This is a genomic window from Bacillus sp. BB51/4, assembly GCF_008368845.1.
Classification (GTDB): domain Bacteria; phylum Bacillota; class Bacilli; order Bacillales; family Bacillaceae_G; genus Bacillus_A; species Bacillus_A wiedmannii.
Genome location: NZ_QOSC01000008.1, coordinates 243,571 through 257,957 on the forward strand (window position 1 = coordinate 243,571; position 14,387 = coordinate 257,957).

Consider the following 14,387-nt stretch of genomic DNA (forward strand, 5'->3'; position numbering starts at 1 on the left):
TTTATCATGGGGACGTTACGGATTCGACAGGGATAGTTCGAGCTTAGGTTGCGAGTCGAGGGGATCGGCCTCGTTAAAACGTCAAAGCCTATAATTGGCAAACAAAACAATCTTTCTTTAGCTGCTTAATTGCACTAAAGGTTCCTCCCTCCATCGTCCATGTGGTAGGGTAAGGGACTCAAACTAAGTGGACTACGCCGGAGTTCGCCGTCTGAGGGCGAAGGAAGAGAACAATCAGACTAGCAACTTGGAAGCCTGTCGATAGGCCGAAGAGTTCGCGAAATACTAATATATCGACTACACTCGTAGAAGCTTAAGTGCCGATATTTTTGGACGTGGGTTCGACTCCCACCGTCTCCACCAATACATATTTGGTGGTTTTTTTATTTTGTGTGATTTGAACCATAACTTTGCCGTTTGGGCAAGGTTATGGTTCTTTTTGTTTTTAGAAAAACATTATAGGGAATAACTAATTTCTTAAAATGATGGGTATGTATGATGATGACCCCTAATTATTATTCAGTTATTTATTTAATTTGAATAACTTTTTTGTTGTCTTATTTCAGCGTCCATATTAGTCGGCACATAAAGACCTGGATTTATCTCTTTATCTATGTACCTTAAATTCTTATAATCTTTCACCAGTGTTATCTGTAACATAGGTTTATCGACCAAGTCGGTGTACGCGACAGGAATTGCCTGCTCAATCGTACGCACTTGCCCTTCCTTGTCGAGATACTCTATTTTCATACGATACACAGATTGAAGGTTGCTATAGTTCTCCCATATCATTTGAATGTCTGGCATCACAGTTACCGGATTTACATTATGTAATACCTCAAGATTTTCATAACTCTTTACTTCATAGAACACACGCGTATGTTCTTCATAATGCTGTAAAACCCATTTCTCCTCATTATCAATAAGAAACATCCTAATAAACACCCAAATAATTAGGCACACAATCACAAACAGAACCCGCCTTAAAGTACTTTTTCTCGCTACCTTTATATCTCGTATTTCTTCCATCAACCCTTCACCTCTTTTACGTTGTTCCCCATATATTTTACCACTTCCCTGTAAGGTGCCACATTGCTATCAAGCTAACAAAATAAAAATTCCCTAAAATAAAAAATACCCAACTAAAATTCAGTTAATTTGGTTAATAAAAATAAATGATAGGATCAAGTTCTTTATCAGAATTTGGTCTTTTTTGATTTTAAAGGTTGGAGATGGACTTCTAATATCTTAATCCTTGAGGCGAGCTTATAGGTTAATAAAAGATTTATGGCAATGTTATGCTTCAAATGTAACAAGAATGTTCTCTAAAAACTAAGCTTTATGGAAATATTATGTTTCAAATTGTGGCGGACTTATGATTCAAATTACATTTTGTATGTAACAAGAAGCATAAGATGGCCGTTTTGGTCAACTTATGCTTCCAACTGCGGCCAACTTATAAGTAAAGTGACATTGTATGATAGGAACCATAATTTTGCCGGATTGGCAAGGTTATGGTTCTTTTTGTTTGTGGCAAACTTATACTTCCGAAAATAAAATGTAACAAGAAGCATAGTAAGGACCATATTACAATCAAGATAGGAAAAGCAAATACCCCAAAACTAATAAATAATCTTTTTGGTTCGATGGGCATGTGGGGGGGCCCTACTAGGCGAATTTTAACCTAAAAAATTCGAATTTCTGTACATTAAGTAAAGTGAATTTTTATTCGCGTGATTCTTATTATCTGAAATTAATAAAGCATGTTATACTCTCTTCTTTAAGAACGTCTCCATAATATCCTTTTTGAATCTTTCATAATCAAACTGAAAAGCTACATTATGCATTTTATAGCCTGGATTAGCAACAAAGCGAAAATCTGCAATGCTTTGACCGAATCCTTCTCCTTGATCAGGAATTATTTTAATGGGTACTCTTGAAAGGCTAACAGCCTCTTGATTTAGCAAATACCACACTGTTACAAAATCATGCATAGGACTTCCACTTATACCAGGATTAGACTTGGAGTAGAAATTATAATAATAGTCTAGCATGGGCTTGATGATGAGTCCTGCAAGATCTTGTGTATTCCGATGAAATGTATCAATTTGCTGGACCATTTCAGGTGTAACAATCGCATGTTGTGTCACATTTAAAGGAATAATTGTCAAGTTCTTCGCATGCTGCAGAATTAAATTTGCTGCATAAGGGTCTGCGTAAAAGTTAGCTTCAGCCACAGCAGTTACGTTACCTGGATAGAAAAAAGCTCCCCCCATGCAAATGCATTCTCTTACGTTTCGCATTGTTTCTAAATTCAATACAAAAGTCGTGGCTAGCGAAGAAAGTCTTCCTAAATTGATAATTGTAAGATCTTCTAAATTTGATTCTATAATTTGATAAATATCATTTAAGGGGTAAATTGGATATGGAATTTCAGGGGGAATAATAGGACCTAATCCGACTTTTCCGTGTACCTCAGGGAAATACTGAATCAATATACCTGTCAACGGCACAGAAGCACCAAGGAATACAGGTATCTCTTCTCTTCCCGCAATGTACTTCAAATAGTTAATATTTCTTATTACATTTTCTCTTGATACATTTCCATAATCGGCTACAATTCCTACAAGTTGAATGTCTTTACGAAAAAAGGTGTACAGTATAGCAAACGCATCATCAATTCCCAAATCTGTAAACAGGAGAACCTTTTTTGGCATACCTCTCCCTCCAAAATTTATAGAATCCTATGTTCACTAATGAGTAGGCTAAACTTGTGTGTATATATTTTATGTATTCTTAAAGAGTGAATTCTATTCACTTGACGTGGCTTCGCTCATCTAATTTTAATATTATGTTTAAGCGTAAAATACATAAGGTGCATTAGAAATATGAAAAGATCCATTGTTATTGAGGAGTTTACACCGGATTGGGCAATATCATTAGGGCTCATCATATCAAAAAAAGAAAATTGTACGTTTAGATACAAAATAATCGATTTCTTGTATGTTAAGGAACTGGTTATTTGTTTTTCTACTTTTTAGGGAGTTTTTCTGGTAATGGTGTATACAAATAATAAAGTTGTTTAATTTACAATAAAGACGTTTAAAACAAAGTGTTTTTAATTGTGTGATTAGTGTTAACCCATATAGATCAAGAGAGAAACTTTATTGTAAATAGATAAAATAAAAGCAAGACTAATACTTAAAATTATATGTATCTCGGCTGTACTCTCATAAATAACTGTAGAAGATAAAAATCTCGTTATGGGGATGGGGCAGTATCCCTGAAACAAAAAATGAAGAAATAGTTATTGATGATAATCAGGTAGATACTATAGCTGCACCTTAATGATTAAATAATATTTATTTAAATCTTCATATCTTTTGTATTCGTCTCCATATCTATTGTAAGATTATATAGAGTTCCCCTAATAAGCTGTTATAATGGCTTTTTTTAGGAGTTTAATATTTATAAATCTTACATTATTTTTTTGAGATAATTTTTTATCTAACTAAGTTATATTGAAGTAGAGGTGAACCATCGGTGAGGCAGGTGTTAGTAATTAAGAATGAACGGTCTTTTGCGAAGAAAATCGTAAGCGGTCTAACGCAAGTGGGCTATTTCATTTTAAAACTTCACAATGAAAACCAAGGTTTAAATATAGTATATGAACAAGATTGGGATATTATCATATTGGATTGGGATTCATTAAGTATATCGGGGCCAGAAATTTGTAGACAAATACGACTTGTTAAAACTACACCGATCATTATTGTGACCGACAATATTTCTAGTAAGGATTGCATAGCAGGGCTACAAGCAGGAGCAGATGATTATATTAGAAAACCATTTGTGAAAGAAGAATTAGTAGCAAGGGTTCAAGCTATTTTAAGGAGAACTGACTATAATCAGCAAAATGAGACAAACTTTTTTCAGTTTAAAGATCTCTTTGTTGATGCATCTAGTAATATTGTAAAAAAAGGTGGTAAAAATCTCTCGCTTACGAAGCGTGAGTACGATTTACTTGTATTTTTAATTAAGAATAAAAATACAATATTGAGCCGTGAAATGCTTTTGAATCAAGTTTGGGGATATAACGTAGTAGTAAATCCAAATGTAGTAGACTTATATATTGGGTATGTAAGAAAAAAGTTAAAGTGCGAGAAGAAAGACAGATATATTCAAACGATACATGGCAGAGGCTATTCAATGGTTGAATGATAAAATAGTTTCTGTGAAATATGAAAAGAAGGAAACTATAAAAAGAAGATTGCTATCAGGAAATGGGCATTTTTTTTGCAGTAGAAATCATGGTTTATAAGGTGCTCAATCTATTGATTAGCACGTGTGGGGGCTGACTCTGGTGCGCATTAGATAAGGTTGTATCTAATTTATGTTTAATTTTATTAACTCACACCATTCACAAGATTTTCACAGAATTAATGACTATACTAATTAACAGGATGTTTAAATGAAAATGATTATCAATATTGATTTAGGTGAATAGCAGTTACTATCTAATTCAATCTATGGACTTTATCATTTTCGAACTAAATTACATTATAAGGAGTATACGTATGAAAAAAACTATGCTTTTAAAATTAGTAAGTATTCTAGCAATTTTCACTTTAATGTTAGTAGCTTGCTCAGATTCAGGTAAAGAAACTTCGAAGGCTACTAAAGATAACGGTAGTGATAAGCCAAAAACGGTTGAAATCACTGATGCACATGGAAAGGTTACTGTTCCTGTAAATCCAAAGAATGTAGTTGCTTTAGATAATAGAACGTTTGAAACTTTAGCTGATTGGGGAATTAAATTAGCGGCTGCTCCAAAGGATATCATGCCTGCAGATTCAGCATATAAAAAGGATGATTCAGTTAAAAATATCGGGAATCACCGCGAACCAAATCTTGAAATCATTGCAGCGGCAAACCCTGAACTTGTAATCGTTGGTCAAAGATTTGCTGATCATTACGAAGAAATCAAAAAATTAGTGCCAAAAGCAGCTGTTATTGATCTTAATTTTGATGTTTCTGAGAAATCTACTACGCCTGGAAAAAATTTAGTAGATGGACTTAAAAATTCTACAACTACTCTAGGAAAAATCTTTGATAAAGATAAAGAAGCTAAACAATTAGTAGCTGATTTTGATAAATCTATTGAAAAAGCAAAATCTGCTTATAACGGAAAAGATAAAGTTATGAGTGTTATCGTTACTGGTGGGAATATTGGTTTTGCTGCTCCACATTCTGGTCGTGTTTGGGGACCGATGTATGAAATTTTCGGTTGGACTCCAGCATTAGAAGTGTCTAATTCTACTGCAGGTCATAAAGGTGATGACGTTTCTGTTGAAGCTATCGCACAAACAAATCCTGATTGGCTGTTCGTATTAGATCGTGATGCTGCAACATCTGATGCAGCTAAGTCAACACCTGCTAAGGATGTTATTTCTAAATCACCAGCTCTTCAAAACACAACTGCTGTTTCTAAAAAACAAGTTGTTTATGCACCAGAAGATACTTACACAAATGAATCAATTCAGACTTATGTAGAGTTATTTGGAAATCTTGCAAAAACTTTAGCTAAGTAGTGTAAAGGAGTACGAAACAGTGTCAAAAAATATGATTTCTAGGGTTGAGAATATTTCTCAACCCCAGTTTTATAATCACAATAAAATATGGACAAAACCTTTTATAATAGCGGTTATAGTTGTTATAATTTTAGGGATTATATCACTGTTTACTGGAGTTTATGATATACGTGGACAAGAGGACGGAATGGAGATGTTTTTCATCACTCGTGTTCCGAGAACTGTTGCATTAATGCTTACTGGAGCTGCGATGGCGATGGCAGGACTCGTAATGCAACTCATTACACAGAATCGTTTTGTTGAACCTACTACAACGGGTACTATTGAATGGTCAGGCTTAGGCCTGCTTTTTGTGTATTTACTATTTCCTGCCCCGACTTTAGTTCAAAGAATGACTGGTGCAATCATTTTTTCTTTTATAGGAACTATGATTTTCTTTCTATTTTTAAGAAGAGTTAAGCTTCGTTCGTCTTTAATTGTCCCGATTATTGGATTGATGCTTGGAGCAGTTATTTCTGCAGTGTCTACTTTTTTGGGACTTCTTTTTCAAATGACACAAAGTATTGAAACTTGGTTCGTAGGTTCATTTGCTAACATTCAGGTGGGAAGGTATGAATATTTATGGCTGATTGTTATCATTACTTTGCTTATTTTTATGTATGCGAATAGATTGACTTTAGCTGGACTAGGAGAAGATGTCGCAACAAGCCTTGGCGTTAATTACAATAGAATTGTTCTTTTTGGGACTGCTCTTATCTCTGTTGCAGTTGGAATTGTTGCAGCTGTTATTGGACACTTACCTTTCTTAGGATTAATTGTGCCAAACATTGTTTCCATGTTTAGAGGCGATGATCTTAGAAGTAATTTACCTTGGGTTTGTGTGATTGGAATGGGGACAATAACTGCCTGTGACATCATTTCTCGAACAATTATAAAGCCTTTTGAAGTCCCTGTTTCTTTAATACTTGCAACAGTGGGAGCGGTCGTGTTTATTACTATTCTATTGAGACAAAGAAAACCAAGGAGGCTGCGATGATCACATTAGAATATAAAAATAAAGAAAATGTCGAAATCGATTCTAGCCTTCATAATGCAAGTAGATCAGCTAGTGCTTTTCGTTCTAAAAAGGAAGCAAGACGTTATTGGATTTTACTCATAACATTGATCGCTTTAGGTCTCCTTTCTTCATATGGACTTTTAGTTTATAACAATCCAGTTCCGATAGATTCACCTTCTTTTATCCCAGTTGTTAAGAGAAGGATAGTAGCTATTGTTGCAATGATTATTGCTGCAGTTTGCCATAGCTTATCGACAGTTGCTTTCCAATCTATTACGAACAATAAGATTATTACTCCTTCGCTTTTAGGTTTCGAATCACTTTATTCGGCAATTCAAACGAGTACAATATTCTTCTTTGGTGCTAGTGCATTAATAAACTTTAATGGAATTGGATCATTTTTATTTCAAGTTGTTGTGATGGTCTTCATGAGTTTGATACTTTATGGATGGTTACTTTCCGGTAAATATGGGAATTTACAACTTATGCTTTTAGTTGGAATTATTATTGGTACCGGGCTAAATTCTGTGTCAACTTTTATGAGAAAACTACTTGCGCCTTCAGAATTTGATATTTTACAAGCGAGATTATTTGGTTCTGTTAATCATGCAGACCCTGCATATTTTCCTATTGTAATTCCTATGATCATAATTGTAGCGGTATTAATTTTTGCTCATTCTAAGAAGTTGAATGTTTTGTCACTAGGAAAGGATGTTGCTACTTCTTTTGGGGTTAAATATCAACCTAGTGTAATTTATACGCTTGTGTTAGTAGCTATTTTAATGTCTATCTCAACAGCTCTAATTGGGCCACTTACGTTCTACGGCTTTTTAGTAGCAACTTTGAGTTATCAGGCGGCGTCAACTTATGATCATAGATATATTTTCCCAATGGCTTTTGCTATAGGATTTTTAATAATGACGAGTGCATACTTTTTAATGTATCATGTATTCCATGCTCAAGGGGTAGTTTCAGTTATTATTGAATTATTTGGTGGAATCATATTCTTAACTATAGTTTTAAGGAAGAGGGCTTTATGATAAAAATCGATAATGTTAAAAAGTTCTATACGGATAAGGTGAAAATAGGACCTTTGGATATTGAAATACCAAAAGCGGGCTTTACTTCTTTAATTGGACCAAATGGCGCTGGAAAGTCTACGACACTTTTGATGATTGGAAGACTCTTAGATATGGATGAAGGTCAAATTCAAGTAGCGAATATGGATGTTTCTGAATCCAAATCAAAAGACTTAGCAAAAATCCTGACTATATTGCGACAAGAAAATCATTTTGTAACGAGGCTCACTGTTAGACAATTAGTTGGATTTGGGCGCTTTCCTTATTCAAAGGGTAGATTAACTAAAGAAGATGAGGTTATCATTTCTAAATATATCGATTTCTTAGATTTAACTAGTTTAGAGAATAGATATTTAGATGAGCTTTCTGGTGGTCAAAGACAAAGGGCATATGTAGCGATGGTATTGTGCCAAGAGACTGAATATGTGCTATTGGACGAGCCTCTGAACAACCTTGATGTTGCTCGTTCTGTTCAAATGATGGAGCATTTAAGACGTGCGGCTAATGAGTTTGGAAGAACAATTTTGACTGTTATGCATGACATAAATTTTGCAGCTAAATACTCTGATAAAATTTGTGCTATGAAAGATGGACAAATTGCTGCTTTTGGAACAGTAGAAGAGGTTATGGACCCAATACTTTTGACAGATATTTTTGAAACGAAAATTGAAATTATCCAAGGTCCTTATGGGCCGATTGCTGTTTATTAATTACAAAATGAGTATGAAAAAAGCTGCTGCCTATATTTTATAGGCAGCAGCTTTTTTATACGATTGCCGATGATAGCTCTGTCCTACAGGTATTTCATTATTTCCGTTCCTGCGACGCTTCCAACAATAAACTTGTAAATTACTCATAAAATGCAAAGGAATGCTTCGATTTTTTTCAAGTATCTACCAAACGGGAAATTTATCTCTGTATAACTTTTTATAAGAATTCAGCTTGTTTTTTTGTATGTAATATTGCATATCAGAGTGTATTGATAAAAGTGTAAGGGGTCACTATAATGAGGGCATAAAGATAAATCACATTTTCGTAGCAATAAAAAGGAGGAAATAATATGGAAATCGCAATGGCAGTTTTGAAATTTGTAGGTGGCGTAATCCCGTTAATTCAAGAACTTTTAAAAGCATTTATGTAAGTGTATTAGTTAGCTATCATTTATCAATCATTATCATATCTTACTAAAAAAAGAACGGGGTGATTTTTCTGAATATTAAGAAAAACACTAAAAGAAGAAAGTTCCTTGCATGTTTATTAGTTAGTCTATGCACTATTAATTATTCATCTATTTCCTTCGCAGAAACACAAGCCAGTAATGCAACTGATGTAACCAAAAATGCTAGTGGCATTGATACTGGTATAGCAAATCTTAAATATAATAATCAAGAGGTTTTAGCTGTAAATGGTGATAAAGTAGAGAGTTTTGTTCCGAAAGAAAGTATCAATTCAAATGGTAAATTTGTAGTAGTGGAACGCGAGAAAAAATCACTTACAACGTCACCAGTCGATATTTCAATTATTGATTCTGTAGTGAATCGCACGTATCCAGGAGCGGTACAACTTGCAAATAAAGCTTTTGCAGACAATCAACCTAGTTTATTAGTGGCTAAGAGAAAGCCTTTGAATATTAGTATAGACTTACCTGGCATGAGAAAAGAAAATACAATTACTGTCCAAAATCCGACATATGGTAATGTAGCTGGAGCAGTAGACGATTTAGTATCTACTTGGAATGAAAAGTATTCTAAAACACATACGTTACCTGCAAGAATGCAGTATACGGAATCTATGGTTTATAGTAAATCACAAATCGCAAGTGCTCTTAACGTTAACGCTAAATATCTTGATAACAGTCTAAACATTGATTTTAATGCGGTTGCAAATGGAGAGAAAAAAGTGATGGTTGCCGCATATAAGCAAATATTTTATACCGTAAGTGCTGAACTACCTAACAATCCATCCGATCTTTTTGATAATAGTGTTACTTTTGGTGAGTTAACTCGTAAAGGTGTAAGTAATTCGGCTCCACCTGTTATGGTCTCAAATGTAGCTTATGGTAGAACTGTTTATGTAAAATTAGAAACAACATCTAAGAGCAAAGATGTACAAGCTGCATTTAAAGCCCTACTTAAGAATAACAGCGTCGAAACGAGTGGACAGTACAAAGATATTTTTGAAGAAAGTACCTTTACTGCTGTAGTATTAGGCGGAGATGCGAAAGAGCATAACAAGGTTGTTACTAAAGATTTCAATGAAATCCGAAATATCATTAAAGATAATGCTGAATTAAGTCTTAAAAATCCAGCATACCCAATTTCATATACAAGTACTTTCTTAAAAGATAATGCAACTGCTGCTGTTCATAACAATACAGATTATATTGAGACGACAACTACAGAATATTCAAGTGCTAAAATGACACTTGATCATTACGGTGCTTACGTTGCTCAATTTGATGTATCTTGGGATGAATTTACATTTGACCAAAAGGGTAACGAAGTACTAACACATAAAACATGGGATGGTAGCGGAAAAGACAAAACGGCTCATTACTCTACAGTTATCCCTCTTCCACCAAATTCAAAAAATATAAAGGTCGTAGCAAGAGAATGTACAGGTCTTGCATGGGAATGGTGGAGAACAATTATTAATGAACAAAATGTTCCATTAACAAATGAAATAAAAGTTTCAATTGGAGGAACAACATTATACCCAACAGCTAGTATTAATCATTAAGTATAAAAAAGCGCCCTATAAGTAGGGCGCTTTTTTACTTAGTCACAAATTTTATCCCGCATTAACGGGCAGTAAGACCCCCACCTCAAAATTCAGCGAAAGCAAAGAAGTTAGGTGGGGGATGAACAAAACCCCCACTGATTAATAATGTAATTCCTCATATAGTTAATCGGCGTCGATTTACTTCTTCACGTAAAATGGATTGAAATGAAATTCCTATTACTTGGACAAGTGTTGCTAAAAGTGCGGCAATTGAAGGAATAAAACTTTAAAAAGTTTATGCTCTTTTGTTTACGGCCAACTTAAAAAACTTTTGTAAAATGATAGAATTACAAAAATGTATTGTGAGTGTAAGGCAGCTGGATTGTACCATCTTTATGGTTAAAGCATACTTAAGGTAAGGAAGATTTATATTTTAATGGGTATAAATCTTACAAGTAGAATAGAAAGGTTAGGTATTATCATATGAAATGGATCATGAGAATTTTTGTGTTATTAGCTATAGTAGGAGGTGCTTTCTACTATATGAAGTCAGGGAATGGATATTATTCAACTAAACAATATTATGTAAAAGTAATGACGGATTCTACAGTAGAAAACGAAAAATTGAGTAATGGAGAAGTTCTTACGTATCATGCTTACGATGAGAAGGTGTACGATAAAAAAGGGAAAGAAAGAGAACTGAAAATTTCCGTACAAAATAAATTGGAAAAAAATCAATATTATTTGATTGATTGGGAAGATCGCCGTGGGATTGTTTCTAAAATAGCTAAAGTGAATCAAGCAAAAATAGATAAAAGTGTTTTAGATAAGTTGAACGCAAATTCATAATATTTCAGGATAAGTTAATTAAGAGCTGTGTTAGCGTAAGATTTATAAGAAAAAGGTATTGTAGAAAAATAAGAGAGATTATTATAAAACAAAAAGGACCGAACCGTCTGGTTCTGTCCTTTTTTAGGAGTGAAGAATGAATTGTACAAATGATGTGGCACAAAGCTGGATTGCTACGATCATAATGATATGTATAAATATTGGACTGTAACACTTATGCAGATGGTTTGCAGAGATATAAAATCAATATAGAAGAGGAGTATTGTTATAAATGACTGAAGTAACTACAATTCTATCAATAGCGGGTATCGTTATCATGTCTTTAGCAAGGATTAATTTTAAAATAAGGGCGTTTGCTAATAAACCAGCTTGGGGTGGCTTCACTCTTCCCTTAATTCTAATTGGATTTATTTTATTTTGTATCGGTATGTTTTTAGGTTTTGTAAATCATCAATTATAAGGTGGGAATATTGTGAAGATGAAAAGCTACATGTTTTTCGTCTTTTCGTTCTCTTGCTTAATAAGAAAGATCCTGCAACTCAGTACAGGATCTTTAATCAAACGTTTTTAAAAGCTAAATTGTGGTTTTATATCACCTTTATAAGGTTCATGTTCAACGAATATAGTTATATCCTTACCAGCTTGGTCTTTACCAGTTCTTTTATACGTAAATTTATTCTTATTCAGTTCGGTAAGTTCAAGAGCAGCACCGTATTTATTATTTCCAATTGAAACATGGGCTCTTATTTTATTTTCGTGTACAACATCGAAGTAGCCATAATCACCGCGGCTTTGACCTGTTTCGCTATTGAAGAACTCATATTTATTAGATTTGTCATCAAATTTTGCTAGACTTATAAAATTAGAATTAAACTGTGTTACATCGTTACCAGCTTCATCTAATACCTTTGTTCCGTGCCAAAGGGTACCGCCTAAAATTTTATCTCCATCAACGTTTTTAACGATATCGCCTGTAGTCGTGTTCAGCTGCTTGTCCGGATCAGTGAAAGAAAGTTCTTTTTCTTTATATGGAACATGTTCAACAAAAATTTCTATATCTTTACCGTTAGCATCTTTCCCCATTTTTTTATAGGTAAATACATTTTTATTTAGCTTTGTCATGTCAACAACAGCTTGATATTTCATTGATTCTGAAATTAATATTCTCTTTTTCCCATCATTTGTGATAAAGAAAGTTCCTTTATCGCCACGACTTGCACCTGTTTTAGCATCAAAGAATTCATATCCTCCTGACTTTGCATCATATTTCGCAAGGCCAATGAAGTTTGCATTTTCTTTCGTTAAGTCATTTTTATCTTTGTCATACACTTTTGTACCTTGCCAATTCGTATCGCTAAGAATATTAGCCATTTTTTGGCCTTTCGTTAACTTATTTTCCCTTTTAGTATCTTTCGCAGCTTGTTCTTGTTTCGGTTTACTATGTGTTTCTTCGGCTTTCGTACCAGCACACCCTGTTAGTACTAGTGTGAATCCGAGCAATATAGATGATAGTGCTTTCGTTTTTTTGTTCATGTTTTATCGTCTCCTTATTTTATGATTTTAAGTAGTACGGTTAGCGATTATAGTAGCAGTGCGTTATATATGAAAAGACTCAAAGTGAATAGATGAACTTAGTTGCTACGTTTCTTATATTAATACCCGACTATAAACTCCCTCTAAATAAATCATTAAAAAAAGATAAACTAATTCCTAAAAAATTTTCATATTCATAAAAAAGTCGCTAGCTTGCTGTAGTGCCTACGAGTAATTAATAAAATACATTGTAAAGAAGAAGGAAAGCCGTTAACAGTAATGTAATTCTTAATAGAGTTAATCGATTGTATTGTAAAGATTTTGGGGGAAATGATGATCGTATAGAAGGTGATTCCTATAGGAAGGGGATGTCCATGTTTGATTCAACAGATTTTAAAATTATAAAGTTACTACAAGAAAACGCTAGAATGAACTGGAAGGAAATTGGAGAGATAGTACATTTGACGGGTCAGGCTGTTGGGAAACGAATTAATAAATTAGAAGAGGCAGGTGTCATTCAAAAATATACGATAGATATCGACAGGGCTAAGCTGGAAGGATCTATTATGACGTTTGTTACACTATTTCTGCATGCACCACATTATCATAATCAAATTCAAACCTTTTTCGAAAAAACGGACTTAATTACTGAAATGTATCGTATAAGTGGTAATGGGTGTTATATCATGATTCTTCATACATCTTCGCATCAGCAATTAGAAGAGACTCTTGCAGATGTTTTACATTATGGTGATTATCGTATAAATACTGTCATCAAGACAATCGAAAAAAAGAAAGAATAAGATATTCATTCTTTCTTTTTTTCTATGGAACTGTAATTCTTTATTTGCTCTTGTTTATAAAACAGTTTGCCGACATGATTTTTGCATAAATATCACCAAACTCTAATGAACTCATGAACGATTGATGAGCGTGTACTGCGGGGATTAGATTTCCTTGGAATTCTAAATCTTTTGTTGTACAAGCATCTTCAATTACAATACATTGAAATTCTAAATCACTGGCAGCGCGTACGGTTGCATCAATACATACATGAGTCATCATACCGCAAATGACTAGTTGATCTATTTTTTCTGCTTTTAATGTTTCTAATAAATTGGTTCTTAAAAAACTGTTAGGGTGATGTTTTTGTATGACTCTTTCGTTAGCAATCGGTTGTACATCATCATGAATTTGAACACCTACTGTTTCAGGTAAGAGGAAAGTAGCTCCTTCATTGTTCGCAATATGTTGTACATGAATGACTGTTTTATGTTTTTCACGAAATACTTTCAATACTTCCTTGGCTTTTTGTACGGCTTTTTCAGGTTGATATAATTCCATATTGCCGCCTTCAAAGTAATCATTTTGTATGTCTACTAATAGTAACGCTTCGTTCATCGTTATTCCCCCATACTTATTGATTCAGTACGTTATTTGTACTGTACCGTTATTATATAAATTGCAACTATGTGGAAGTAATAATGTCATGAAACGATTTTGATGTATATAGTTTCATTGTGAAAAAGTGGGAGGGTAACAATAATTTGAAAGAAA

Annotated in this window: 13 protein-coding genes and 1 other RNA gene; 10 read left to right on the forward strand and 4 right to left on the reverse strand. The window is 33.8% G+C overall.

The annotated features are described in order from the left end of the window. The first annotated feature begins 8 nt into the window (after nt 1–8). Nucleotides 9–363: a transfer-messenger RNA gene (gene ssrA, locus DN392_RS09870) on the forward strand. Nucleotides 364–531: 168 nt separating this feature from the next. On the opposite strand, the gene DN392_RS09875 is transcribed toward ssrA, so the two are convergent. Next, nucleotides 532–969, reverse strand: a complete 438-nt coding sequence (locus DN392_RS09875) for a hypothetical protein (RefSeq protein WP_131706436.1) — start codon at nt 967–969, stop codon at nt 532–534. 797 nt (nt 970–1,766) lie between these two features. Then, nucleotides 1,767–2,717, reverse strand: a complete 951-nt coding sequence (locus DN392_RS09880; protein ID WP_001125076.1) for a nucleoside hydrolase — start codon at nt 2,715–2,717, stop codon at nt 1,767–1,769. A gap of 826 nt (nt 2,718–3,543) precedes the next feature. On the opposite strand from DN392_RS09880, the gene DN392_RS09885 reads away from it, so the two are divergent. The 8 genes from DN392_RS09885 (at nt 3,544) to DN392_RS09920 (ending at nt 11,757) form a co-directional block, all read left to right on the forward strand. Further along, nucleotides 3,544–4,221 (forward strand): response regulator transcription factor, encoded by a 678-nt coding sequence (locus DN392_RS09885; RefSeq protein WP_064449603.1) that lies wholly within the window; start codon nt 3,544–3,546, stop codon nt 4,219–4,221. A 356-nt stretch (nt 4,222–4,577) separates the two neighbouring features. Beyond that, nucleotides 4,578–5,591 carry a siderophore ABC transporter substrate-binding protein gene (locus DN392_RS09890; RefSeq protein WP_064449604.1) on the forward strand — a complete coding sequence of 338 codons (1,014 nt, stop codon included), beginning with the start codon at nt 4,578–4,580 and terminating at the stop codon, nt 5,589–5,591. Between the two features lie 19 nt (nt 5,592–5,610). Then, nucleotides 5,611–6,627, forward strand: a complete 1,017-nt coding sequence (locus tag DN392_RS09895; protein WP_061679285.1) for an ABC transporter permease — start codon at nt 5,611–5,613, stop codon at nt 6,625–6,627. After that, nucleotides 6,624–7,688, forward strand: coding sequence for an iron chelate uptake ABC transporter family permease subunit (locus tag DN392_RS09900; RefSeq protein WP_064449605.1), 1,065 nt, complete (start codon nt 6,624–6,626; stop codon nt 7,686–7,688). The genes DN392_RS09895 and DN392_RS09900 overlap by 4 nt, the downstream gene beginning before the upstream one ends. Beyond that, nucleotides 7,685–8,437, forward strand: coding sequence for an iron ABC transporter ATP-binding protein (locus DN392_RS09905; RefSeq protein ID WP_064449606.1), 753 nt, complete (start codon nt 7,685–7,687; stop codon nt 8,435–8,437). Before DN392_RS09900 ends, DN392_RS09905 begins: the two co-directional genes overlap by 4 nt. A gap of 490 nt (nt 8,438–8,927) precedes the next feature. Beyond that, on the forward strand, nt 8,928–10,466 hold the full coding sequence (gene alo, locus DN392_RS09910) for an anthrolysin O/cereolysin O family cholesterol-dependent cytolysin Alo (protein WP_000576724.1): 1,539 nt from the start codon (nt 8,928–8,930) through the stop codon (nt 10,464–10,466). A 465-nt stretch (nt 10,467–10,931) separates the two neighbouring features. Beyond that, on the forward strand, nt 10,932–11,297 hold the full coding sequence (locus DN392_RS09915) for a YxeA family protein (protein WP_002108988.1): 366 nt from the start codon (nt 10,932–10,934) through the stop codon (nt 11,295–11,297). Nucleotides 11,298–11,568: 271 nt separating this feature from the next. Continuing rightward, nucleotides 11,569–11,757 (forward strand): hypothetical protein, encoded by a 189-nt coding sequence (locus tag DN392_RS09920; protein WP_061673433.1) that lies wholly within the window; start codon nt 11,569–11,571, stop codon nt 11,755–11,757. 107 nt (nt 11,758–11,864) lie between these two features. On the opposite strand, the gene DN392_RS09925 is transcribed toward DN392_RS09920, so the two are convergent. Further along, nucleotides 11,865–12,830: a DUF4822 domain-containing protein gene (locus DN392_RS09925; protein ID WP_088321300.1), complete on the reverse strand. Its 966-nt coding sequence runs from the start codon at nt 12,828–12,830 to the stop codon at nt 11,865–11,867. Nucleotides 12,831–13,198: 368 nt separating this feature from the next. Between DN392_RS09925 and DN392_RS09930 the strand changes: the two genes are divergently transcribed. Further along, on the forward strand, nt 13,199–13,633 hold the full coding sequence (locus DN392_RS09930; protein ID WP_064449623.1) for an Lrp/AsnC family transcriptional regulator: 435 nt from the start codon (nt 13,199–13,201) through the stop codon (nt 13,631–13,633). A 40-nt stretch (nt 13,634–13,673) separates the two neighbouring features. Here the strand turns inward: DN392_RS09930 and DN392_RS09935 are convergent, their stop codons facing one another. Continuing rightward, on the reverse strand, nt 13,674–14,231 hold the full coding sequence (locus DN392_RS09935) for a cysteine hydrolase family protein (protein WP_064449609.1): 558 nt from the start codon (nt 14,229–14,231) through the stop codon (nt 13,674–13,676). Between the last annotated feature and the right edge of the window lie 156 nt (nt 14,232–14,387).